The 22,740-nt window shown below is 56.2% G+C and carries 22 protein-coding genes; 14 read left to right on the top strand and 8 right to left on the bottom strand.

All coding sequences use genetic code 11. The features are described 5' to 3' along the window. Positions 1-86: 86 nt before the first annotated feature. Entirely contained in the window at positions 87-1,166 is a 1,080-nt protein-coding gene (locus J7395_RS09600) for a COX15/CtaA family protein (RefSeq protein ID WP_247742078.1), read from the top strand. Between the two features lie 75 nt (positions 1,167-1,241). On the opposite strand, the gene J7395_RS09595 is transcribed toward J7395_RS09600, so the two are convergent. Next, entirely contained in the window at positions 1,242-2,162 is a 921-nt protein-coding gene (locus J7395_RS09595) for an FRG domain-containing protein (RefSeq protein WP_209221318.1), read from the bottom strand. A 143-nt stretch (positions 2,163-2,305) separates the two neighbouring features. After that, positions 2,306-3,574, bottom strand: coding sequence for a DUF3422 domain-containing protein (locus J7395_RS09590; protein ID WP_209221820.1), 1,269 nt, complete (start codon positions 3,572-3,574; stop codon positions 2,306-2,308). A 225-nt stretch (positions 3,575-3,799) separates the two neighbouring features. On the opposite strand from J7395_RS09590, the gene tldD reads away from it, so the two are divergent. The 8 genes from tldD (at position 3,800) to J7395_RS09550 (ending at position 13,568) form a co-directional block, all read left to right on the top strand. Beyond that, on the top strand, positions 3,800-5,233 hold the full coding sequence (gene tldD, locus J7395_RS09585) for a metalloprotease TldD (RefSeq protein ID WP_114095566.1): 1,434 nt from the start codon (positions 3,800-3,802) through the stop codon (positions 5,231-5,233). Positions 5,234-5,327: 94 nt separating this feature from the next. After that, positions 5,328-6,341, top strand: a complete 1,014-nt coding sequence (locus J7395_RS09580) for a beta-eliminating lyase-related protein (RefSeq protein WP_209221317.1) — start codon at positions 5,328-5,330, stop codon at positions 6,339-6,341. A 102-nt stretch (positions 6,342-6,443) separates the two neighbouring features. Then, entirely contained in the window at positions 6,444-7,469 is a 1,026-nt protein-coding gene (locus tag J7395_RS09575) for a beta-eliminating lyase-related protein (RefSeq protein ID WP_209221316.1), read from the top strand. A gap of 400 nt (positions 7,470-7,869) precedes the next feature. Next, on the top strand, positions 7,870-9,477 hold the full coding sequence (locus tag J7395_RS09570; protein ID WP_209221315.1) for an ABC transporter substrate-binding protein: 1,608 nt from the start codon (positions 7,870-7,872) through the stop codon (positions 9,475-9,477). Positions 9,478-9,593: 116 nt separating this feature from the next. After that, entirely contained in the window at positions 9,594-10,604 is a 1,011-nt protein-coding gene (locus J7395_RS09565) for an ABC transporter permease subunit (RefSeq protein WP_037991198.1), read from the top strand. A 13-nt stretch (positions 10,605-10,617) separates the two neighbouring features. Beyond that, a complete protein-coding gene (locus J7395_RS09560; RefSeq protein WP_037991200.1) occupies positions 10,618-11,559 on the top strand; it encodes an ABC transporter permease subunit in 942 nt (313 codons plus the stop codon). 3 nt (positions 11,560-11,562) lie between these two features. Further along, positions 11,563-12,576, top strand: a complete 1,014-nt coding sequence (dppD, locus tag J7395_RS09555; RefSeq protein WP_097051092.1) for a dipeptide ABC transporter ATP-binding protein — start codon at positions 11,563-11,565, stop codon at positions 12,574-12,576. Further along, positions 12,576-13,568 carry a peptide ABC transporter ATP-binding protein gene (locus tag J7395_RS09550; protein WP_062961074.1) on the top strand — a complete coding sequence of 331 codons (993 nt, stop codon included), beginning with the start codon at positions 12,576-12,578 and terminating at the stop codon, positions 13,566-13,568. The genes dppD and J7395_RS09550 overlap by 1 nt, the downstream gene beginning before the upstream one ends. A 106-nt stretch (positions 13,569-13,674) precedes the next feature. Here the strand turns inward: J7395_RS09550 and J7395_RS09545 are convergent, their stop codons facing one another. From J7395_RS09545 to J7395_RS09530, 4 genes are all read right to left on the bottom strand, one after another. Continuing rightward, complete coding sequence (locus tag J7395_RS09545; protein WP_209221314.1) at positions 13,675-14,322, bottom strand: LysE family translocator; 648 nt, start codon at positions 14,320-14,322, stop codon at positions 13,675-13,677. 49 nt (positions 14,323-14,371) lie between these two features. Further along, positions 14,372-14,875 (bottom strand): cupin domain-containing protein, encoded by a 504-nt coding sequence (locus J7395_RS09540; RefSeq protein ID WP_062951474.1) that lies wholly within the window; start codon positions 14,873-14,875, stop codon positions 14,372-14,374. Positions 14,876-14,980: 105 nt separating this feature from the next. Then, positions 14,981-15,487 carry a copper chaperone PCu(A)C gene (locus J7395_RS09535; protein ID WP_231858229.1) on the bottom strand — a complete coding sequence of 169 codons (507 nt, stop codon included), beginning with the start codon at positions 15,485-15,487 and terminating at the stop codon, positions 14,981-14,983. A 76-nt stretch (positions 15,488-15,563) separates the two neighbouring features. Continuing rightward, positions 15,564-16,037 carry a DUF2946 family protein gene (locus tag J7395_RS09530; protein WP_209221313.1) on the bottom strand — a complete coding sequence of 158 codons (474 nt, stop codon included), beginning with the start codon at positions 16,035-16,037 and terminating at the stop codon, positions 15,564-15,566. A gap of 120 nt (positions 16,038-16,157) precedes the next feature. Here J7395_RS09530 and J7395_RS09525 point away from each other — a divergent pair, with 120 nt between their 5' ends. Then, entirely contained in the window at positions 16,158-16,631 is a 474-nt protein-coding gene (locus J7395_RS09525) for a DUF2867 domain-containing protein (protein ID WP_170954067.1), read from the top strand. A 49-nt stretch (positions 16,632-16,680) separates the two neighbouring features. Here J7395_RS09525 and fumC read toward each other — a convergent pair whose 3' ends face one another. Then, on the bottom strand, positions 16,681-18,072 hold the full coding sequence (gene fumC / locus J7395_RS09520; RefSeq protein WP_082832655.1) for a class II fumarate hydratase: 1,392 nt from the start codon (positions 18,070-18,072) through the stop codon (positions 16,681-16,683). A 151-nt stretch (positions 18,073-18,223) separates the two neighbouring features. Further along, the gene (locus J7395_RS09515) at positions 18,224-19,075 is read right to left on the bottom strand and encodes a DeoR/GlpR family DNA-binding transcription regulator (protein WP_247742077.1); all 852 of its coding nucleotides are present in this window, start codon (positions 19,073-19,075) and stop codon (positions 18,224-18,226) included. Positions 19,076-19,271: 196 nt separating this feature from the next. Here J7395_RS09515 and phnD point away from each other — a divergent pair, with 196 nt between their 5' ends. From phnD to phnE (J7395_RS09495), 4 genes are all read left to right on the top strand, one after another. Beyond that, on the top strand, positions 19,272-20,243 hold the full coding sequence (phnD, locus tag J7395_RS09510; protein WP_247742076.1) for a phosphate/phosphite/phosphonate ABC transporter substrate-binding protein: 972 nt from the start codon (positions 19,272-19,274) through the stop codon (positions 20,241-20,243). Positions 20,244-20,315: 72 nt separating this feature from the next. After that, on the top strand, positions 20,316-21,113 hold the full coding sequence (phnC, locus tag J7395_RS09505) for a phosphonate ABC transporter ATP-binding protein (protein WP_209221310.1): 798 nt from the start codon (positions 20,316-20,318) through the stop codon (positions 21,111-21,113). Next, positions 21,110-21,922 carry a phosphonate ABC transporter, permease protein PhnE gene (phnE, locus tag J7395_RS09500; protein ID WP_063093293.1) on the top strand — a complete coding sequence of 271 codons (813 nt, stop codon included), beginning with the start codon at positions 21,110-21,112 and terminating at the stop codon, positions 21,920-21,922. The genes phnC and phnE (J7395_RS09500) overlap by 4 nt, the downstream gene beginning before the upstream one ends. Next, positions 21,916-22,740 (top strand): phosphonate ABC transporter, permease protein PhnE, encoded by an 825-nt coding sequence (gene phnE / locus J7395_RS09495; protein ID WP_062958579.1) that lies wholly within the window; start codon positions 21,916-21,918, stop codon positions 22,738-22,740. The genes phnE (J7395_RS09500) and phnE (J7395_RS09495) overlap by 7 nt, the downstream gene beginning before the upstream one ends.

Raw genomic sequence — 22,740 nt, 5'->3', positions numbered from 1 at the left:
CGGTGAAGCTTTTCCTGCACTTTTTGAAATTTCACCCTATATTGGGCGCGAATTTAAGCGCTTCGCATGACAAAGAGATCCCGCCGATGTCCTCGATTGAGCAAACCAGCAGCGTATCATCCCCCGCCCCGGCCACCGGTTCCTTCGCCCCCACCCCGCACAGGAATGTTGCGATGTGGCTGTTTTTTGTGGCGGCGATGGTGTTCATCATGGTGGTGATTGGCGGCCTGACGCGGCTGACCGAGTCCGGGCTCTCCATCGTGGAATGGCGGCCCTTTACCGGGATCATCCCGCCGATGAACGAGGCGGACTGGATGGCGCTTTATCAGCAATACAGCCAGTATCCGGAATTCCAGAAGATCAATGCCTGGATGTCGGTCGAGGATTTCAAATCGATCTTCTGGCTGGAATTCATTCACCGGCTTTGGGGCCGGTTGATTGGTGTTGTGTTCTTTGTGCCGTTTGTCTGGTTCCTTGCCAAAAAATCCATTGATGGCGCGACCAAATGGAAGCTTTGGGGCCTGTTCATCCTTGGCGGCTTGCAGGGAGCAATGGGCTGGTACATGGTCATGAGCGGCCTTGTCGACCGCCCCGATGTCAGCCAGTACCGCCTGACCGCGCATTTCGGTCTGGCGCTGGTGATTTTCATCGCGTTGATGTGGGTCGGGTTTAATCAATATGCCCCGCGCGGCATTTCAACCCATGCCTCCAGACGCGGCTGGCAGCTTCTGGCGCTGATCGTGTTTACCGCGCTTTCGGGCGGCTTTGTTGCCGGGATCAATGCCGGACATACCTATAACACCTTCCCGCTGATGGACGGCCAACTGATCCCCGACGGGCTGTTTGTCTATAGCCCGGCATGGCTGGCCCCGTTTGAGGACCATATGACGGTGCAGTGGGATCACCGGTGGCTGGCGAAACTGACCTTTGTCATGGTGCTTCTGTTCTGGTGGCGGGCCGGGAAATGGAACCTGACACCGCAGCAACGCCTTGCCACGCATCTGGTGCTGGCGGCGGTTTGCCTTCAGGTGACATTGGGGATTTCAACACTGCTGAGTGTTGTGTGGTTACCGCTGGGTGTGGCGCATCAGGCGGGGGCAGTGGTGCTTGTCGGGGCGATGACTTATGCGGTTTACAGGTTGTCCGGGGATCGGGGTGCTAGCTAGTTTGATAATTAGCCGCCACTTTTTGATAGTCGACAATCGAAAAAGGCTCATATCTCCTTTTTACTTTATAACTTGCTAATTTACTGCTAGCCGATTGTTCTGAAGGCGGTGATTAAATGTGTTGATAACCGCTCTTTCGGCGATTTGCCGAGACACACCGGCATAGCCTGGAAACATTGTAGCAGCACTAACACCAAGCTGGTAACATTTGTCGTACAACCGATAAGCATGCAGTGCAGATATTGTGTATCTTTTTAAATAGATATGACTGTCTTTGAGATTTAAGATATCAAGATCAGGCACTTTAAAACCATCGACAAAAGAGAAAACACCCCTCTGTGGAGCAATATTCCTGCTCGAATAACCCGGCGCTGTCCGGATTTGAAATTGACTTCCCGACAATGACTTTTTCACATCAAGCAAAACAACCGAAATCCTCCTATTGTGAAGTACATCAGAAAAATCTTTCTTTGGATCGAATATATCAGTTAGATTTTCAATAAGCTGCTGAATGGCAAAATAGGCAGCAACTAGAGGTGATTTCGTCCAATCAAGCAGTCTGGTGGCAACACCATAATGTTGAGCTTGAGCCATCAATTGGAAACGATAATCAACGGTCCCAGGCCACGAGTTTACATCGGCAAACGGGTCAACCCGACGACCACTATTATCCAGTATCGAGAGATATTTAATATCCAACCTTAGGTCAGCACAATCTCCTGAAATTCTGAGACCAGCGGTATCACAGGCTTCCACGTATTCCTTAAGTTTAAGGAATTCCCGAAGAAGCGCTGACTCGTTCAAGTTTGTCTCGTCACTACTTTTTGACTGTCGCGCTGGAAACTGTTTAACGCGCCGAATAGAGGGGCTTAATCCCCAACTGGAGCAGCCTTGCCCCCGAAATATGAACTGTTCGTCAGCCACATCAACAAGCGCATGAACAAAGCTTTCTGCACTGTCAAAGTTTTCTGTTTGAACAAGCTGCCATTTATCCATTTAAATGCTCTAAAACCATACCGACACCAAGCTATTCTCCGAACAAAAAATTTGTAGCCATTACATTAAACAATCAAACTATTTATTCTCTTAGTCTTCGATCGACGATACCATAGTCTATCAGAACTCGATGAGGTAGCCCCTCACCCTTCATCCCGGTGCAGCGCCTTCCTGATCCGGCGCATCGATATCCAGATCGTACCAAGGACGACCGGCACGGCGAGGCCGGTGGCGACGCGGTCGTTGATTGGAAGGCCGATATCCTTTAGCGCCTTGAACAGATATCCCAGAAGCCCGACGGCGTAATAGGTGATCGCCGCCACAGACAGGCCCTCGACGGTTTGTTGCAGGCGCAGTTGCAGTTTCACGCGTCGGTCCATGCTGGCCAGCAAGTCGCGGTTTTGGGCTTCGAGCAGGATATCGACCCGGGTGCGCAGCAGGTTGTTGGCGCGGGCAACCCGTTTTGAGAGGACTTCGAGGCGATCACCGATATTCTGGCAGGTGCGCATTGCTGGTGCCAGACGGCGTTCCATAAACTCGGTAATGGTTTGCAGGCCTTCGACGCGTTCCTCGCGCAGTTCGACAAGGCGAGCCTGCAGGATGCGGTAATAGGCGCGTGCCGCGCTGAACCGGTAATTCAGCGATGCGGCCATTTCTTCGGTCTGGGCGGCAAGGTCGGTCAGTTTTTGCAGGGTGCCTTCGTCGTCGGTGTGCGATTTGCTGGCCATTTCAGCGGTGATCGATGACAGGCGGGTATCGATTTCCGATACCTTGGGCGTTGCGCAATGGGCCAGCGGAAAGGCCAGCAAGGCCATCATGCGATAGACCTCGATTTCCTTGAGGCGCTGGATCAGGCGCCCGGCCTGCAGGACCTCAAGACCCTGATCACGGATCAGGATGCGGCCAAAGCCATCGCCATGCAGGCGAAAATCGGTCCAGACCATTGCCGTGCCGCCCAAAACGCGGCTGCCGGTCAGGCCGTTATGATCAAACAGGCGCGATACTTCATCAGACGAGCGTTCATCGCGGTCCATGGCGATGTGCAAGCCAACCAGAAGCTGCCCCGGGGTGGCTTCAAGCCAGTCCTGCGGGATCAGGTTGATGACCGGGTCATCAAACGGATGATCAAAGGCGGCCTGCCGTTTGAAGACATAGACCGTGAATTCGGCATGGCGTTCCCAGATGACGGAAAAGCCGTCGCACTGGGCTTCGTAATATTTCTGGTCGGGTGCCGGGGGTGTCAGGCTGTATCGTTGACAGAAGCCCTGAAAATGATCGCGGACATCGGTATCAAGTTCTTCACCCGCATGAAAGGCGATGCAGGTGCAGCGGGCCGGGCTTTGTACCCCGCCGAACGGCCGGGCATGGATTTCGTTATGAAGGGCGACACGCTGGGGATGTTCAACAAACATTGCCACGGGCTTTCATAATTGGCCATTGCGGTCTATATAGAGCCTTCGGGGCACGCCCCGACACGTTCTGTATAGACGAAAGTCCAAGGTGGCAGATAGCCCTGAAAACGTAAGGGAAAATACTGTCACAAATGCTTTAACTTACAGGCGAAAATCGCCCGCTTGGCCAAAACCGGCCGCCCGTCGCCCATCTGTTGCCATCCGGCACGCCCGCAAGGAGGTTTCATGACCGATCTGAGCAAAACCGACAGCCTGTTTTTCGCCAATGGCGACCTTGATCGCGACCGGCTTGAAAAGCAGGTCAATGATGCGCTGGGTGCGGCGGAAGACGGGGAACTTTTCCTTGAATACCGGCAGTCCGAAAGCCTGACATGGGATGATGGCCGCCTGCGTAGTGCCAATTTCGACACCGCACAGGGTTTTGGCCTGCGGGCTGTTGCCGATGAAGCCACCGCCTTTTCGCATTCCAACGAGCTTTCCAATGATGCGGTTGGCCGTGCGGCCGAGACCGTCAAGGCGGTTGGCAATGGAAGGTCGGGCAAGGTCGATCTGGGGTCGATCGGCACCAATGTGTCGCTTTATTCCGATGTCAATCCGCTGGGCGAGGCAACGTTTGAGGCGAAGGTTGATCTGCTGGGCAAGATCGATGCCTATGCGCGCGGGAAGGACCCCCGTGTGGTGCAGGTTTCCGCATCGATTTCGGGCAACTGGCAGGCGGTGCAGATCTGGCGCAGTGGCGGGCAACGAATTGGCGATATCCGCCCGCTGGTGCGGTTTAACGTATCGGTCGTCGTCAAGCAGGGCGACCGCATGGAAACCGGATCGCATGGTCAGGGCGGACGCATTGGCTATGACGGGTTCTTTGAAGAAAAAAGCTGGAAATCGGCGGTTGACGAAGCCTTGCGTCAGGCGACGCTGAACCTTGAATCGGTTGCCGCCCCTGCGGGCGAGATGACCGTGGTGCTTGGTCCGGGCTGGCCGGGCATTTTGCTGCATGAAGCCATCGGTCACGGGCTTGAGGGCGATTTCAACCGCAAGGGCACATCGGCCTTTGCCGGTTTGCTTGGCCAGCGGATTGCGTCGCCGGGTGTCACGGTTGTTGATGACGGCACGATCCATGATCGGCGCGGGTCGCTTTCGATTGATGATGAAGGCACCCCGACCCAGCGCACGGTCCTGATCGAGGATGGCATCCTGAAGGGTTTCATGCAGGATCGCCTGAATGCGCGCCTGACGGGGGTGAAGTCCACCGGCAACGGACGGCGTCAATCCTATGCCCATGCGCCGATGCCGCGCATGACCAATACCTATATGCTGGGCGGTGACAAGGACCCGGGCGAAATCCTGGCGTCGGTCAAGAAGGGCATTTATGCGGTCAATTTCGGTGGTGGGCAGGTCGATATCACATCGGGCAAGTTCGTGTTTTCCGCATCCGAGGCCTATCTGATCGAAAACGGCAAGCTTGGCGCGCCGGTCAAGGGTGCGACCCTGATCGGCAATGGCCCCGACAGCCTGACCAAGGTTTCCATGATCGGCAACGACATGAAGCTTGATGACGGGATCGGCACGTGCGGCAAGGATGGCCAGGGTGTGCCGGTTGGTGTTGGTCAGCCGACCTTGCGCATTGATGGTCTGACTGTTGGTGGCACGGCCGTTTAAAGGCCGGATATCATGTTAATTTCAAAGCCTGCTTGCGTTAAACCGTAAGCAGGCTTTTTATTTGCCCATCGCCACCATTGATAACGAGGCCCCGATGAATTTTTCGTCTGATAATGTGTCGCCGATCTGCCCGGAAATCCTTGCCGCGATTGCCGAGGCCAGCGATCCCGCCCTGCCCTATGGCGCGGACGCGGCCAGCCAGCAGCTTGATGGCGCGTTTTCGGACCTGTTTGGCAAAGAGGTTGCGGTGGTGCCGGTAGCGACGGGGACGGCGGCCAATCTTGTCGGGTTGTCGGCACTGGTATCGCCGTTTGGCGGGGTGGCCTGCCATCATCAGGCGCATATCAACCGGACGGAATCGACCGGGGTGGCATTTTATGGCAACGGGGCAAAATTGATGACCATGGACGGGCCATCGGCAAAGCTGTTGCCCGAAACGCTTGATGCGTTTTTAACCCGCGAAAACACCCATGGCATGCATTCGGTTGATCCGGAATGTGTGGCCATCACGCAGGCGACCGAATTCGGCACGATCTATGACGTTGATGAGGTGCAGGCGATTGGGAAGGTCGCCAAGGCGCATGGCATGAAGTTTTTCATGGACGGGGCGCGATTTGCCAATGCCATTGCCGCCCTTGGCTGCCATCCGGCGGATATCACCTGGAAGGCGGGGCTTGATGTTTTAAGCTTTGGGGCCACCAAGAATGGGGCGATGGCGGTGGATGCGATCATCCTGTTTGACCCGTCATTGCGCGCAAGGGTCGAAAAGGCGCGCAAGCGTGGCGGGCATCTGTTTTCCAAGCATCGTTATCTCGCCGCACAGCTTCTGGCCTATGTGAAGGATGATCTGTGGCTGCGTAATGCGCGCCATGCCAATCAGGCCGCAGGCGCCCTTTGCCAGTCGCTTGAAACCCTTGGTGCGCGGGCGGCATTCACCCCGCAGGGCAACGAGCTGTTTGTGCATATGGATGACGATCTGGCTGAACGGCTGCGCAAGGCCGGGTTGGTCTTTCGGCCATGGCCCGCGGTTGGGGTGGATGCGTTTCGCTTTGTTAGCGGCTGGAACAGCCCGATTGAGGCGATCCGCGCGTTACCGGAAACACTATAGGCATCATTGCCATTCGAACGGATCGCGTGTGATAAAGGTTGGTCAGGTTGCGGGGCAGTCCCCGAAGCCTATGGACGCCACCACAAGACACGGACCCGTTCGATGAATTTTGCCTCTGACAATGTATCGCCCCTGTGCCCGGAAATCCTGAGCGCGCTAGAACATGAAGCCTATGGCAATGCGCCTGCCTATGGGGCGGACGAAACCAGCCGTCAGCTTGACGCGGCTTTTTCCGAACTGTTTGACAGGGAGGTCGCGGTTGTTCCGGTTGCCACCGGGACCGCGGCAAACTGCATCAGCCTGTCGGCACTGGTATCGCCGTTTGGCGGGATCGTCTGCCATCACGAGGCCCATATCAACGAAGATGAAAGCACGGGCGTTGCCTTCTTTACCGGCGGGGCGAAGCTGATGCCGGTTGATGGTCCGGCGGCAAAGCTTGAGGCCGACAATCTGGATGCCTTTCTGGCAAGCCGGGTGGATCGCGGGGTGCATTCGGTGGCCCCGGAATGCGTTGCGATCACGCAGGCGACCGAACTGGGCACGGTTTACACCGCCGATGAAGTCGGAGCCATCGGCGCGATCTGCCAAAGCCGTGACCTTCGCCTGTTCATGGATGGGGCGCGGTTTGCCAATGCGGTTGCCCATCTGGGCTGCCACCCGGCTGATATCACGTGGAAGGCCGGTGTTGATGCGATCAGCTTTGGCGCAACCAAAAACGGTGCGCAGGCGGTTGATGCGATTGTCCTGTTTGATACGTCACTGCGCGGCAGGGTCGAACAGGCCCGCAAACGCAGCGGACATCTTTATTCCAAGCATCGCTATCTGGCATCACAGCTTCTGGCCTATGTGAAGGATGATCTGTGGCTGCGCAATGCGCGCCATGCCAACGGGGCGGCCCAAACCCTTTGTGACATGCTGGTGTCGCATGGGGCGACTTTGGCGCATGCCGCCGAGGGCAACGAGCTTTTTGTGAAGCTTGCGCCGGAGCTTTCGCAACGGATGCGTGATGCCGGGGCGTTATTCCATCCGTGGCCGTCATTGGGGGCGGATATTTACCGATTTGTGACGGCGTGGAACACGGATATCGCGCAAATCAGTGAACTTAATGATCGCATTACGCGCAATTGATCCGTGTAAGTGGTTCAGCAATCAAACGAATCTAGAAATTTCAAGAAGATAGATCGGACGGAAAAGCACGTTAGCTTTATGTGTTTTTCCGTTCGGTCATCAGTAGCCCCGAAAAAAATGCACGGCTCCCATACCCGATTGTGGGGGACAATTTCATAAAAATAACAGACACTTGACATAAATTCATCATTCATCCGATCAGGTCGTCCTACGTAGAACCCCGCAGGAAACGTTGACGATACGCAGAAACCCTGATTATTTTCCCTCGTCGATTGCCAACATAACTGTTGGATCGGGTAAACCCGCCCGACCCTTTGCACAAATTGCAATGCATGAGCCGTTCAAGGCCAGCAGCCACCCGTGCAAATTGTTTGGGCCAGCCTTGAGGGAGGCATCTTATATGAAAGCGAATTTCGTCAAAGCGGCGATCGGTGCAGGTCTGCTTGCAGCGACTGCGCTTGCTGCTCCGACTGCCGCTTCGGCAAAAACCCTGGTTTATTGCTCGGAAGGAAGCCCGGAAGGCTTCAACCCGCAGCTTTACACCGCGGGTACCACCTTTGACGCCACCTCGCGTCAGGTATTCAACCGTCTGGTACAGTTCAAGCGCGGCACGACCACCATCGTTCCGGGCCTTGCAACCAGCTGGGACGTATCGGCCGATGGCACGGAATACACCTTTAACCTGCGTAAAGGCGTTAAATTCCAGACCACCGATGCCTTCACCCCGACCCGCGATTTCAACGCAGACGACGTGATCTTCTCGTTCCGTCGCCAGTGGGACAAAGATCATCCGTACCATGCGGTTTCCGGTGGCGGTTACGAGTATTTCAACTCGATGTCCATGGGCGAACTGATCAAGGACATCGTCAAGGTTGACGATTACACCGTCAAATTCGTTCTGAACCGTCCGGAAGCACCGTTCATTGCCAACATGGCGATGGATTTCGCATCCATCCTGTCGGGTGAATATGCCGATCAGCTGATGGCTGCCGGTACGCCGGAACAGATCGACCTGAACCCGGTCGGTACCGGTCCGTTCCAGGTTGTCCAGTATCAGAAAGATGCGGTCATCCGTTACAAAGCGTTCCCGGAATACTGGGAAGGCAAGGCACCGATTGATAACCTGATCTTTGCCATCACCCCGGACAGCACGGTTCGTTACCAGAAGCTGAAAGCCGGCGAATGCCATGTCATGCCGTACCCGAACCCGGCTGATCTGGAAGCGATGGAAGCCGATGGCGACATCAACCTGATGAGCCAGGAAGGTCTGAACGTCGGTTATCTTGGTTACAACACCAAGAAAGAGCCGTTCACCGATGCACGTGTCCGTAAGGCACTGAACATGGCGATCAACAAAGTCGCCATCATCGAGGGTGTTTATCAGGGTGCAGGCGTTGCCGCCAAAAACCCGATTCCGCCGACCATCTGGTCGTACAACAACGATACCGTTGACGATCCGTATGATCCGGAAGCAGCCAAGAAATTGCTGGCAGAAGCCGGTTATCCGGATGGTTTCACCACCGATATCTGGGCCATGCCGGTACAGCGTCCCTACAACCCGAACGCACGCCGTATGGCTGAACTCGTTCAGGCTGACTGGGCCGCGATTGGCGTGAATGCCGAAATCGTTTCCTACGAGTGGGGCGAATACCTTGAGCGCACCAAAAATGGTGAACAGGGCAGCTTCATGCTCGGCTGGACCGGCGACAACGGTGACCCCGACAACTTCCTTGCTGTTCTGCTGGGTTGCGATGCCGTTGGCAGTGCAAACCGTGCACAGTGGTGCAACGAGGAATTCGACAGCCTGATCCAGCAGGCGAAAACCACTTCGGATGTTCTTGAACGTACCCGTCTGTACGAAGAAGCCCAGACCGTCTTCAAACGTGAAGCACCGTGGGCAACCATCGCGCACTCGATCGTTTTCGAACCGATCCGTAACGAAGTTGTCGACTACAAGATCGATCCGTTTGGCGGTCACATCTTCTACGGCGTAGATATCAAAGAATAAGACGCCCCTACACCTTGCCGAAGAGGCCCGGTTTTCCGGGCCTCTTTGCAATTCCGCAATAGAGAGAGATGTCCGCCCGCAGACATTGCGCGCGGATGCTAAAAAGGCCCAATGGCATGCTAGGTTTCCTTTTACGCCGTTTGGGTGACGTCATACCGACCTTCTTTGGCGTTACCATTCTGGTGTTTCTGATGATTCACCTGATCCCGAGCGACCCGATCCAGATGCGCGCAGGTGAACGCAGTATCAGTCCCGAACGATACGCCGAACTGCAAAAGGAATATGGTTTCGACAGACCGCTTGTCGTTCAGTATTTCGACTATCTTGGCGGCGTTTTGCAGGGTGATCTTGGTGAATCCTTCGTCACCAAGCGTCCGGTGATCGAAGAATTCGCAACCCTGTTCCCGGCAACGATCGAGCTTTCCATCGCGGGGATATTGTTTGCGATCATTGTCGGTCTGCCATTGGGGGTTATTGCCGCGATCAACAGGGGAAAGTGGCTTGACCACCTGACCATGAGTTTATCGCTGACAGGATATTCAATGCCCATCTTCTGGTGGGCGCTGTTACTGATCATGTTCTTTTCGACGACGCTGGGCTGGACCCCGGTATCCGGTCGCCTGTCGATCATGTATTACATCGAGCCGACCACCGGTTTCATGCTGATCGACACATTGCTCAGCGATGAAAAAGGCGCGTTTATCAGTGCGCTCCGTCATCTGATCCTGCCAACGATTGCGCTTGGCACCATTCCGATGGCCGTGATTGCGCGTATGACACGCTCCTCGATGCTTGAAGTTCTGGGCGAGGAATATATCCGGGTGGCACGTGCCAAGGGCCTGGCCCCGATGCGGGTGATCATGGTTCATGCGCTGCGTAATGCCCTGATCCCGGTGATTACGGTGATCGGCCTTCAGGTCGGTGTGCTGTTTGCCGGTGCAATTCTGACTGAAACCATTTTCTCGTGGCCCGGTATTGGCAAATGGATTGTCGAGGCGTTGAACCGCCGCGATTACCCGACCATCCAGGGCGGCATCCTGATGATTGCCTTCGTGGTTATGGGGGTCAATCTGTTCGTCGATCTGATGTATGGGGTGATCAATCCCCGCATCCGGCACAAGCGTTAAGGGGGCACGGGAAATGACAAACCAGAATACCCAATCGACCACCCCCGAAACGGCAGCAGCCGAAGTGGTGGCCGTCGAAGACCAGAAGATCAATCCGCCCAGCCCGTTTATGGAAACGTGGAATTATTTCCGCAAGAACCGTGGCGCTTATGTCGGGCTGATCGTTATCTGCTTTATCCTGTTCATGGCGGCATTCGCCCAGTGGATTGCCCCGTTTGATCCGATTGCACAGGACCGCACCGCGTTCCTGAAGCCGCCGATCTGGATGGAAGGTGCCGATCCGCGCTATATCCTTGGCACCGACGCGGTTGGCCGCGACATCCTGTCGCGCCTGATCCATGGTGCGCAGCTTTCGGTGACCATCGGCGTCTTCGTCGTGATCATTTCAATGATCGCCGGTATCGTTCTTGGACTGGTTGCCGGATATTTCCGCGGCTGGATCGAAGTCGGCATCATGCGCATGATGGATACCATGCTGGCCCTGCCCAGCCTGATCATGGCGATGGCGATTGTCGCGATCCTCGGCCCGGGGCTTGAAAACGCCATGCTGGCGATTGCGATTGTCCAGTTGCCGCATTATGTGCGCCTGTCGCGTGCCTCGGTGGTGTCCGAACTGAACAAGGAATATGTCATCGCATCGCAGATTGCCGGTGCCGGTCATATCCGCCAGATGTTCGTCAATATCCTGCCGAACTGCATGGCACCCCTGATCGTTCAGGGCACATTGGGCATTTCCAGTGCCATCCTTGATGCTGCTGCCCTTGGCTTCCTTGGCCTTGGCGCGCAGCCGCCGCTGCCGGAATGGGGCACCATGCTGGCCGAAGCCCGCGAATTCGTGGGATCGGCATGGTGGGTGATCACCTTCCCCGGCCTTTGCATCCTCGTCACCGTGCTTGCCTTCAACCTGATGGGTGATGGTCTGCGCGATGCCCTAGATCCCAAGATGAAGCGGTAAGTCATGGCTCTTCTCGAAGTTAAAAACCTGACAGTCGAGTTCGGCTCCGAAGACCGGCCGTTCCGTGCTGTTGACAATGTAAGTTATTCCGTTGATCGCGGCGAAGTCCTTGGCATCGTTGGTGAGTCGGGTTCGGGTAAATCCGTATCCTCGCTTGCCGTTATGGGCCTGATCGACTTCCCCGGTCGTGTTACCGCCGACAGCCTGACCTTTGATGGGCAGGACCTGCTGACGATGTCGCCCGGCAAACGCCGTGCGATTACGGGCAAGGATATCGGCATGATCTTTCAGGATCCGATGTCGGCGCTTAATCCGTGCTTTACGGTTGAAGCCCAGATCATGGAAGCCCTGAAAGTCCATGAGGGTGGTTCGAAAAAGGAGCGGCGTGAACGTACGCTTGACCTTCTGAACCAGGTTGGCATTCCCGATCCGAAATCACGCATGACCGCCTATCCCCATCAGCTTTCGGGCGGGATGAGCCAGCGTATCGTGATTGCGATGGCGATTGCGTGCAATCCGCGCCTGCTGATTGCCGATGAACCGACCACCGCCCTTGACGTGACCATTCAGGCCCAGATCATAGACCTGCTGCTGAAATTGCAGGACGATAGCGACATGGCCCTGATCCTGATCACGCACGATCTGGCACTGGTATCGGAAGCGGCTGATCGCATTCAGGTGATGTATGCCGGTCAGCTTTTTGAAAGTGGCCCGGCTGACAGCATCTTTGCTGCCCCGCGCCATCCCTATACCCAGGCGTTGCTTGAGGCATTGCCGGAACGTTCCGAAGGCCATGATCGCCTGCGCACCATCCCCGGTGTGGTTCCGGGTCAGTATGACCGCCCGGCGGGCTGTCTTCTGGCGCCGCGTTGCCGTTATGCCAATGATCGTTGCGTTGTCGAACGCCCCGATGTTGGTGCCTATAACGGGCGCGATGTGCGTTGCTTCTATCCGCTTGACGACCACGGCCAGCCGACCGGCCAAACAACGGGCCAGACAACCGGGGAGACCGTGTAATGAGCTTCCTTGATACAAAACCCGGTGTTCCGCTGCTGGAATCCGATGATCTTGTCCGTCACTACGAAGTCAGCCGTGGCCTTGGCAAACCAAGTGCGATGGTCAAGGCGCTTGATGGTGTTTCCTTTACGCTCGAAGCCAAGAAGACCTTGGCGGTTGTTGGCGAGTCCGGCTGTGGCAAGTCCACGCTTGGCCGTCAGTTGACCCTGATTGAAAAGCCCAGCGCAGGCGGGCTTAAAATCAACGGCGAAGCGGTTGGTGATCTGAGTGACAAGGAAGCAAAACTGTTCCGTCGCACGGTTCAGATGATCTTCCAGAACCCTTACGGGTCGCTGAACCCGCGCAAGAAAGTCGGTCAGATCCTTGGCGAGCCGGTATTGCTTAACATGGATCTGGGTCGCAAGGAGCGCGAGGAACGTGTGCGCGAAACCATGGCCAAGGTTGGCCTGCGCCCCGAATTTTACGGGCGCTATCCGCATATGTTCTCGGGCGGGCAGCGTCAGCGTATCGCGATTGCGCGTGCGCTGATCCTTGAACCGAAAGTCATCGTCGCCGATGAACCGGTTTCCGCCCTTGACGTGTCGGTCCAGGCACAGGTTCTGAACCTGATGATGGACCTGCAGGAAGAGATGAATGTCGCCTATGTCTTCATCTCGCACGATCTTTCTGTCGTTCGCCATATTGCAGATGACGTCATGGTGATGTATTTGGGGCGCGTCGCTGAAAAGGGACCGACCGAAGAAATCTTTGCCAAACCGCTGCATCCCTATACAAGGGCGCTTCTGGCATCGGCACCAAAGATCGATCCGGCGCATCGCGTCAAGGCAGAGCCGCTTAAAGGCGAACTGCCTTCACCGATCAATCCGCCGTCGGGCTGTGCGTTTCATAAACGCTGCCCGTTCGCGACCGACCATTGCGCACAGGTTCGTCCTGAATTGCGCATGTATGAAGGCCGCGAGGTGGCTTGCCATCGGGTCGAAGAAATCGCCTGAAAACAGGCGATCGCCCGGATATCCGGGTAGACAAGGGAGCAAGGGGGCGCGCTTTAACAAGCTGCGCCCCTGAGCCTTTCAGGCTGAATTTTTACCGAATTTCAGATCAGGTCGCGTTGCGCGTCCGGTCCGTCAGGGCCAGCAGCACCCCTGCGGCGATCAGGAGGCTGCCGCTGATGCGGTTAAGCCAGCGCATGTGACGGGCGGAGCGGATCAGCCCCTTTACCTGCCCGCCGACAAGCCCGTATCCGAGAAGAACACAAGCCTCCATCGCGATGAAGGTCACGCCCATGATAGCAAATTGCGGGCCGTATGAACCGGCCTGATCAAGGAATTGCGGGAAGAAGGCGGTAAAGATCAGGATCGCCTTGGGATTGCCGATTGCCGTCAGGAATTCCGTCCGGGCCAATGACAACGCCCCGGGATGGGCGACAAAACCGACGGTATCACCGGGAATCTCGGGCTCGGCAACTTTGGTTCGCCAGCTTTTGAGGCCCAGATAAACCAGATAGATCGCCCCGCCCCACTTGATGATCATGAAGGCGGTTTCGCTGGCGGCAAGCACCACGCCAAGCCCCATGGCCGTCACAACGATCATCAGGGCAAAAGCCAGCAGTCGTCCCGCCCCGCCGATGGCGGCCGACGCAACGCCGTGGCGCGCGCCATTGAACATCGCCAGAAGATTATTCGGTCCGGGGGCCATCGAAAGCGCCAAGGCCGCGCCGGAAAACAGCAACCATGTATCAAGCTGCATTTGGGGAAGTCCTGTGAAAAATGGGTGACCGGCTGATTGCGCCCGAAATTCAGTCGCGCGTCAAGGCGGCAATCATCGTTGCCGCAGCCGGCCATTTCGACGAAAGGTCCGCCCGTTTGCCCATCGCAAAATCAGCGAAATCAAAACCGGGTGCCACCGTACAGCCCAGAAGGGCAAATTTGCCACCTTGTTTCAGGCGCGCGCCCTGCCAGACATTTTTCGGCACGATCATTTGCGGTTTCTGCCCCGCCAGCAGGTCATTGCCGATTTCAACCAGCCGGTGGCTGCCATCGGCATAAAGTTGGAGCTGTTCGACCGGATCGCCAAGATAATGGTGGAAAATCTCGTCACTGGTCAGGATATGCATGCCCGAAAAGGTATCAGGGGTCAGCAGGTAATAGATCGCGGTCCCCGTTGATCGCACGCCAAGATACCGATTGCCCGGATTGCAGGTTTCCAGCGCGCGGAATGTTTCGGCATAAAAGCCGCCTTCGGGATGCGGTTGCAGGCCGAGTTTTTCGATCAGGTTTTCAATCGTGATATCGCGGGACATGGCGCACTCCCTGCATGGGATGGATGATGGCCGACCATCATGACAAAAAAGGGGAACGGTGCAAACCGTTCCCCCGTATAATTTGGACATATGCGAAACGAGGACCTAGTGACCCTTGTGTTCCTGATCGCCCATTTTCATGTCGCCGTGATCCATACCGGCATCGCCGTGCGGGCCTTTGGACATTGACCCCATCACATCAATGGTCACCGGTATGTCGCCCGCCTTTTCAAAGGTCAGCGTTACGTCGATTTTTTCGCCTTCGACCAGCGGCTTGTGCAGGCCGATCAGCATGACGTGATAGCTGCCCGGTTTGAACATCAGTTCACCATGCATCGGCACATCGATCCCGCCTTCGACCGGGCGCATCTTCATGACGTTATTTTCCATGATATGCGTGTGCAGTTCGGTTTTATCGGCCAGATCGGATTTCACCCCGACAATGCGATCCGCCATGCCGGTATTTTCCACCGTCAGGAAGGCCGCGCCATTCGGCACCTTGCCAAGCGACGCCTTGGCCCAGGCATCCTTGATTTCGATATCAGCAGCAAACGCCTGGGTCGCGGCAAACAGACCGGCCAGGGTCGCAATAACAGCAAACAGTTTTTTCATGATCTTTGTTTCCATCCTTGTCCGGTGTGGATTGGGCGCATCACACCGGTGATTTGATTTCGGGTGTATCGGGAAATCAGATGGAATGCGGGGGTGCGCGGGAATAGCGCGTGCGCGGCACGGTGATCGTGGCGGCAAGCAGGCGGGCTTGCGCGTATTCGGCATCATGGATGATTGAAACCGGCGCGCCAAACGGCACGTCCAGGCTTGCCATCGCCCCATGATGGGATGCGCATAGCGAACAGAAACCATGACCGGCAGAATGCCCGCCGGAATTTTGTGACGCGGCATCGGGGCCGGCGTTGCCAAACGATATGGCGCGCACCCCATCCGCCGTGCAGATGAAAATCAGATCGCCACCGGGGGCGGCATTGGCCCCGGTAATGGCGGTTAACCCACCGCCATTGGCACCGCCATACATCGCGCTTACGAAACCCGACTGCGTCACCCCGGTCATCAGGATGACGAATGCCAGCATCCAGACCCGCAGGAGTTTGCCCGCAGCCCGGATATTCATATGTGACAGCATCGATTTGGTACGAATACGCATGGATTGGGTATGCCTGAATTTACCCCCCGCGACAATGAGATATATCATTGCCGCAGGGTGACAATTGGGGCACGATCACCGCCGAAAAAGCTGATCCAGGCTGATCGAAAGGATACGTTTTTGCCCTACGCGATGGCTGTTCCGATATCCCTGCCCCATCCTGCAATGGTCGATGCCGATTGGGCGGACAGTTTTGCGATCACGATTGACGATCCCGACATCACCCCCGAACGCGCCGCGCAAAAGATCATGGATGGCCGGCCGGTCTGGATGGGGTATCTGCTGGCACTGCGCAACGCGATGGTCCGTCCACTGGGGCTTAAAACCGCGCCGGAACCCGATGCCGATGTCATCGGCCTTTTCCCGGTGATTGAGCGCGGGGACGATTTCATCGTGCTGGGCATGGATGACAGACATCTTGATTTTCGCCTGACGGTCGAGGTCGAAAAATTCCAGTGCGGGCAGACGGTGATCCGGTCCAGCACCCTGATCCGGCGGCATAATATGCTGGGCCGGATGTATCTTGGCACCATCATGCCGTTTCATAAGGCAATCGTGCCCGCGATGCTGAACGGGGCGTTCGCATCCCGATAGGCGGATAAAGAACGGGCCGGTCAAAACCGGCCCGCATCATCACATCAAATCAGATCATATCGCGTGCGCGGACAAGTTCATCGAACTTCGCCCCGTCAAGGAAGCCAAGGGCAATGGTTGCTTCCTTGAGGCTGCTGCGATCCTTGTGTGCCTTTTTGGCGACGGCGGCGGCATTGTCATACCCGATATGCGGTGCAAGGGCGGTCACCAGCATCAGGCTTTGTTCGACATAGTGATCGATTTTTTCCTGATCGGCTTCAAGACCAACAACACAGTTATCGGCAAAGCTGACCGAGGCATCGGCAATCAGGCGGATCGATTGCAGCAGGTTATAAATGATCACCGGTTTGAACACGTTCAGATCCAGATGACCGTTTGAACCACCGACCGTGACTGCAACATGGTTGCCGATCACCTGAGCACAGACCATGGTCAGGGCTTCGGCCTGGGTCGGGTTGACCTTGCCCGGCATGATCGATGATCCCGGCTCGTTCGCGGGCAGGACCAGTTCACCAAGCCCGCAACGCGGACCGGAACCCAGCAGACGGATATCGTTGCCGATCTTCATCAGCGACGTCGCCAGAACGTTCAGCACACCCGACATTTCAACACAGGCATCGTGGGCGGCAAGGGCTTCGAACTTGTTCGCCGCCGTTTCGAATTTAAGCCCCGTGATCGTCGAAACCTGTTTGGCAAATTCGACATCAAAGCCCTTTGGCGCATTCAGGCCGGTGCCAAGGGCAGTCCCACCCTGCGCCAGTTTGCGAAGCCGGACCAGCGCATCATCAATGCGATCAAGGCCAAGGGCGATCTGGGCGGCGTAGCCCGAAAATTCCTGCCCCAGTGTCAGGGGCACCGCATCCTGCATATGGGTACGGCCGATTTTGACGATATCGGCAAAGGCCTTGACCTTGGCATCAAGGGCACTTCGCAAATGGGCCAGGGCCGGTTTCAGGTTTTCCTCGATCTCGACCACGGCGGCGATATGCATGGCTGCCGGGAAACTGTCATTGGATGACTGTCCGCGATTGACGTGATCGTTGGGATGAACCGGATCGCGTTTGCCCATCGGCTTGCCAAGGATTTCACAGGCCCGGTTGGCGATGACCTCGTTGGCATTCATGTTGGTCTGGGTGCCACTGCCGGTCTGCCAGACGACAAGCGGGAAGTGATCAAGCAGCTTGCCATCGGCGACTTCGCGCGCGGCGGCCTCGATTGCCTCGGCAAGGTTTGCATCCAGATTGCCAAGGGCGGCATTGGCGCGCGCGGCAGCCAGTTTCTGTATCCCGAACGCCCGGATCAGGGCATCGGGCATCCGTTCGCCCCCAATGCGGAAATTCTGTTTTGATCGCTGGGTCTGCGCCCCCCAATACCGGTCCGCGGGCACATCGATGCTGCCCATGGTGTCCTGTTCGGTGCGGGTGGTCACTGGATTGGTCACGATAGAAATCCTCCGTGTCAGAAAACATACTGACCGGGGCGGGAACCCGGCTGGCAATTACGTTTTGCCGACCCCGAATATGGGCGCAAATGATCGTTCGCGCAAAGTCACTGTGTTGAAAAAATGCAGTTTTATCGCCAGCGATAAAATATCAGCCGGCGATTGCCCCGTGATCTGCGGAAACATTGTCCTGCCATGCGACAATCTGAACGCCGATGCGATCCAGATGGGACAGCAGTTTTTCGGGTGGCAAACGATCGGTGATCACCCCGGTCAGTGCTTCAAGCGGTGCGATGTTTTCAAGGTAACGCTGATCAAACTTGGTGTGATCGACCATCAGCCAGGTTTCATCGGACCGTTCCATCATCGCGCGTTTGACCGCAACCGCCCGACGGTTAACGTCACTGAACCCCTGCCATGCAACGCCCGACGCCCCGATAAAGGCCTTGTTGGCGTGAAAACGGCGCAGGAATTCGACGGTATCATTGCCGTAAACCGCATTTTCACGCGGGTCGAACTGCCCGGGACACATGATGACATCGTCAATCACCGCCTGCTCGCCCATGCCATGCACCACCGCATAGCAATTGGTCAGAACCGTGCGCCGCAATGCGCCGGGATTCTGGGCCATATAGGGGGCAAGCTGACTAACGGTGGACCCGGCATCAATCATGATCACGTCACCCGGGCGGATCATGGTCCCCGCCATGATGCCGATCCGTTCGAACCCGGCAACCGCAGTCATCTGTCGCTGCGCCAGATCGGGTTGATGGCCCATTGGCTGTGCGGATGCGCCGCCAAATTCACGCTTAATCAGGCCATTTTCGCTTAGCGCATCAAGATCGCGGCGAATTGTTTCAGTTGCCACATCGAATCGCTCCGCCAATGTGGCAACTCTCACATGCGGATGGACTTGCAGCTCCTGAAGAATGCGCTGCTGCCGTTCTTTTTTTCCGATACGCAAAGACGCTCTCTCCCCTGAATACCTTTGATCGCACCCCATTCCGGCAAGGCTATCAGCTATCCTTGTAACCGTTTGTTACAGTTTTGTGTTGCTTTTCCAACTTTTTGACCTTCTATAATGTTGATAAAAGCAACAATAAGACCAACAAAACCACATTAAAAAATGGCGCTTTACCAGCGTTTACAGGGAAGAAAGGCTCGATCACATGTTTTCACATGCGAAAAAAACAGACTTTTTGAAAGTTTCTACGGTGCTTGCCGCCATCGGCATGATGAGCTTTGGCAGCAGCACGGCATTTGCACAGGCCGATGATTGCATCGCACGCGGCGATCTTGATCAGATGTATTGCGACATGGATGGCGATCTGGTCGCCGATGCACCGGCTGCCGATCAGCAGGTTGATCCCGACACCCTCGTGTTTGCCTATACCCCGGTCGAAGACCCGGCGGTTTATGCCGATATCTGGCAGCCGTTCCTTGAACATCTTGAAAAAGTAACCGGCAAGGATGTTCACTTCTTTGCGGTTCAGTCGAATTCCGCCGAAGTCGAAGCCATGCGCAGCGGCCGTCTGCATGTTGCCGGTTTCTCGACCGGGCCGACCCCGTTTGCGGTTAACCTTGCCGGTGCGGTTCCGTTTGCCCTGATGGGTGCGGATGACGGTCGTTTTGGTTACACGTTGCAGCTTTATACCCGCGTTGACAGCGGCATCAATTCGCTTGCCGATCTTAAGGGCAAACGTGTCGCCCATACGTCCCCGACCTCGAACTCGGGCAACCTGGCACCGCGCGCATTGCTTCCGGGTCAGGGCATCGTCCCGGAACAGGATTACGAAGTCGTCTATTCCGGTTCGCACGACCAGTCGATGCTGGGCGTTGTTGCCGGTGACTATGACGCAGCCCCGGTCGCATCCGAAGTGGTTGAACGTATGGCCCAGCGCGATCTGTACGATCCGGCTGACGTCAAAATCCTTTATGAAAGCAAGCCTTTCCCGACCACTTCGTTCAACTATGCCTATAACCTGAAGCCGGAACTGATCGAAAAGATCAAGGAAGCCTTCTTTACCTTCGACATGAAGGGCACCGCCCTTGGCGAAGAGTTCAAAGGCGTGTCGAAATTCGTACCTGTCACCTATCAGAAAGACTGGGACGTTATTCGTGAAATCCAGGCTGCCAACGGTGTGAAATACACCCCGGACAACCTGAAGTAATCCCTTCTTTCAAACTGCTTCTGCCGGGATCGCTTTTCGGTCCCGGTAGTCTTTTTTTTTCAAGGTATCGTGATGCTGCGTATCAAAGATCTGGTCAAACGCTATGGCAAGGATGAGGCTGTTCTGAAGGACCTGAACCTTGAAGTTCCGGGCGAAAGCGTCGTTGCCATCATTGGGGCATCGGGCGCGGGTAAAAGCACGCTTTTGCGCTGCATTAACCGCCTGGTCGAACCGACATCGGGCTCGATTGACCTTAACGGCACAGAACTGACGACTTTGTCGGGTGGCGAGTTGCGTCTGGCGCGTCGTCGTATCGGCATGATTTTTCAGGGTTTCAACCTGATCAACCGTTTGACGGTGATGGAAAATGTTCTGTCGGGACGGTTGGGATATGTTCCGGCCTGGCGCGCCATGACGCGCAATTTCCCCCAAAGCGACATTGATCGTGCGTTTCAATTGATGGAACGTGTCGGCATTGCCCATTATGCCAACAAACGCGCCGATGAATTATCGGGCGGCGAACGCCAGCGCGTCGGCGTGGTTCGCGCCTTGATGCAGGAACCCGAAATCCTGCTGGCCGATGAACCGACGGCGTCGCTTGACCCCAAAACATCCCGACAGATCATGGAATTGCTGCGCGCACTGGCATCCGAGCTGCACCTGCCGGTCCTGATCAATATCCACAATGTCACCGAGGCCAAGGAATATACCCAGCGCATCGTCGGCATGCGGTTTGGTCGCATCATCTTTGACAGTGTGCCGACCGACCTGACCCAGGATGCCATGGATGAAATCTATGCCGGGGTTCCGGCAGAAGAACGTGGCGAAACCGGCGATCCGGAACCCCTGCGCGAGGTTGTATCGCAATGACCAGCTCCGTTGAAAAAACAACGGGCCATCGCACTTGGAAAAAGCCGCCCTTTATCGCCAATCCGGCGATACGCTGGGCGATCATCCTTGGCGTATTGGCCTATGTCGTGTGGGCGGTCACCAGCCTGCCCTTTAACTGGGAACGTATTCAGGAAGGCATTCCGCGCGCCATCCGTATTTTCAAGGGCGCCTTTCCGCCGGACATGATCCGGGGCGAACTGGTGTTGCAGGGCTTTCTTGAAAGCATCAAGATCGCCATCGTTGCAACCCTTGCCGGTGTGATGCTGAGCGTGCCGATTGCCTTTGCCGCCGCATCCAATATTGCACCCAAATGGCTTTATAACATCGGGCGTGCCACGATCATTATCGCGCGCAGTTTCCATCCGGTGATCGTTGCCATCCTGTTCGTCAAGGCGGTTGGTTTTGGTCCGCTGGCGGGGATTCTGACCCTGACGATCTATTCCATCGGTTTCGTTGCCAAAATGCTGGCCGAGCGGATCGAGGAAATCGACTGGGGCCAGGTTGAAGCCATCCGGGCGGCCGGGGGCGGGACATTCATCACCATGCTTTATGCCGTGATCCCGCAAATCATGCCCCGCCAGATCGGTCTTTCGATCTATCAGCTTGACAGCAACCTGCGTGCATCTGCCGTGGTCGGCATTGTTGGCGCGGGCGGGATCGGATCGACCCTGATGAATGCGTTTCGGCGCTATGACTATGACTTCGCGCTTGCGATCACGCTTTGCATCATCGGCGTCATCCTGATCAGCGAAGCCATAAGCGGCCGGATCCGGAGGAACATATGGTAACGACAACACAAAACACCGGACCGGACGCCATCGCCGAACGCGAATGGTCACGCTATACCCCCAAACAACGCTGGCTGCGCTTTGCCATGTATGGCGGCGTGGTTCTGGCAACGGTCTGGTCGCTTTCGACGATCAACATCATCTGGCCGTGGCTTTGGGATGCCCCGAAACAAATGGGCGATCTTTTTTCGCGCATGTATCCGCCGTCCCTCAATGATTGGGAAATGATCGCCATCACGTTGCTTGAAACCGTCAATATTGCGACGATTGCAACGTTCTTTGCGGTGTTCCTTTCGTTGCCGATTGCCCTTATCGCGGCCCAGAACACCACGCCCAACAAGCTGACCCTGTGGATCGGCCGGTTTATTCTGGTGTCTTCGCGGTCGGTCAATACCATCATCTGGGCGCTGCTGTTTGTTGCGATTTTCGGCCCCGGCGTGATGGCCGGTATTCTGGCGATCATTTTCCGTTCGATCGGTTTTATCGGCAAATTGCTGGGCGAGGCGATCGAGGAAATCGACCGGGCCCCGATCGAGGCGCTTGAGTCCGTCGGCGCATCGCGGTTCAAAATCCTGATTTATGGGGTTGTGCCACAGGTCATGCCGACTTTCTTTGCGGTTTCGATCCTGCGCTGGGACATCAATCTGCGTGAAAGTACGGTTCTGGGTCTGGTCGGGGCTGGCGGGATCGGTATTGTCCTGCAAGGCGCGATTGACACCTTTGCCTGGCAGACGGTTGCCACCATTCTTCTGGCGATCATCGGTCTTGTGATCGTGGGCGAGGCCCTGGCGGCCTGGCTGCGCAAAAAGGTGATCTGA

The organism is Thalassospira sp. A3_1, from assembly GCF_017744215.1.
GTDB lineage: Bacteria > Pseudomonadota > Alphaproteobacteria > Rhodospirillales > Thalassospiraceae > Thalassospira > Thalassospira lucentensis_A.
This window is presented reverse-complemented; position numbering and strand designations above follow the sequence as displayed.

Coding starts and splice junctions, on each gene's coding strand:
- J7395_RS09600 (WP_247742078.1), top strand. CDS start 87: ATGTCCTCGATTGAGCAAACCAGCAGCGTATCATCCCCCGCCCCGGCC.
- J7395_RS09595 (WP_209221318.1), bottom strand. CDS start 2,162: ATGGATAAATGGCAGCTTGTTCAAACAGAAAACTTTGACAGTGCAGAA.
- J7395_RS09590 (WP_209221820.1), bottom strand. CDS start 3,574: ATGTTTGTTGAACATCCCCAGCGTGTCGCCCTTCATAACGAAATCCAT.
- tldD (WP_114095566.1), top strand. CDS start 3,800: ATGACCGATCTGAGCAAAACCGACAGCCTGTTTTTCGCCAATGGCGAC.
- J7395_RS09580 (WP_209221317.1), top strand. CDS start 5,328: ATGAATTTTTCGTCTGATAATGTGTCGCCGATCTGCCCGGAAATCCTT.
- J7395_RS09575 (WP_209221316.1), top strand. CDS start 6,444: ATGAATTTTGCCTCTGACAATGTATCGCCCCTGTGCCCGGAAATCCTG.
- J7395_RS09570 (WP_209221315.1), top strand. CDS start 7,870: ATGAAAGCGAATTTCGTCAAAGCGGCGATCGGTGCAGGTCTGCTTGCA.
- J7395_RS09565 (WP_037991198.1), top strand. CDS start 9,594: ATGCTAGGTTTCCTTTTACGCCGTTTGGGTGACGTCATACCGACCTTC.
- J7395_RS09560 (WP_037991200.1), top strand. CDS start 10,618: ATGACAAACCAGAATACCCAATCGACCACCCCCGAAACGGCAGCAGCC.
- dppD (WP_097051092.1), top strand. CDS start 11,563: ATGGCTCTTCTCGAAGTTAAAAACCTGACAGTCGAGTTCGGCTCCGAA.
- J7395_RS09550 (WP_062961074.1), top strand. CDS start 12,576: ATGAGCTTCCTTGATACAAAACCCGGTGTTCCGCTGCTGGAATCCGAT.
- J7395_RS09545 (WP_209221314.1), bottom strand. CDS start 14,322: ATGCAGCTTGATACATGGTTGCTGTTTTCCGGCGCGGCCTTGGCGCTT.
- J7395_RS09540 (WP_062951474.1), bottom strand. CDS start 14,875: ATGTCCCGCGATATCACGATTGAAAACCTGATCGAAAAACTCGGCCTG.
- J7395_RS09535 (WP_231858229.1), bottom strand. CDS start 15,487: ATGAAAAAACTGTTTGCTGTTATTGCGACCCTGGCCGGTCTGTTTGCC.
- J7395_RS09530 (WP_209221313.1), bottom strand. CDS start 16,037: ATGCGTATTCGTACCAAATCGATGCTGTCACATATGAATATCCGGGCT.
- J7395_RS09515 (WP_247742077.1), bottom strand. CDS start 19,075: ATGGGGTGCGATCAAAGGTATTCAGGGGAGAGAGCGTCTTTGCGTATC.
- phnC (WP_209221310.1), top strand. CDS start 20,316: ATGCTGCGTATCAAAGATCTGGTCAAACGCTATGGCAAGGATGAGGCT.
- phnE (WP_063093293.1), top strand. CDS start 21,110: ATGACCAGCTCCGTTGAAAAAACAACGGGCCATCGCACTTGGAAAAAG.
- phnE (WP_062958579.1), top strand. CDS start 21,916: ATGGTAACGACAACACAAAACACCGGACCGGACGCCATCGCCGAACGC.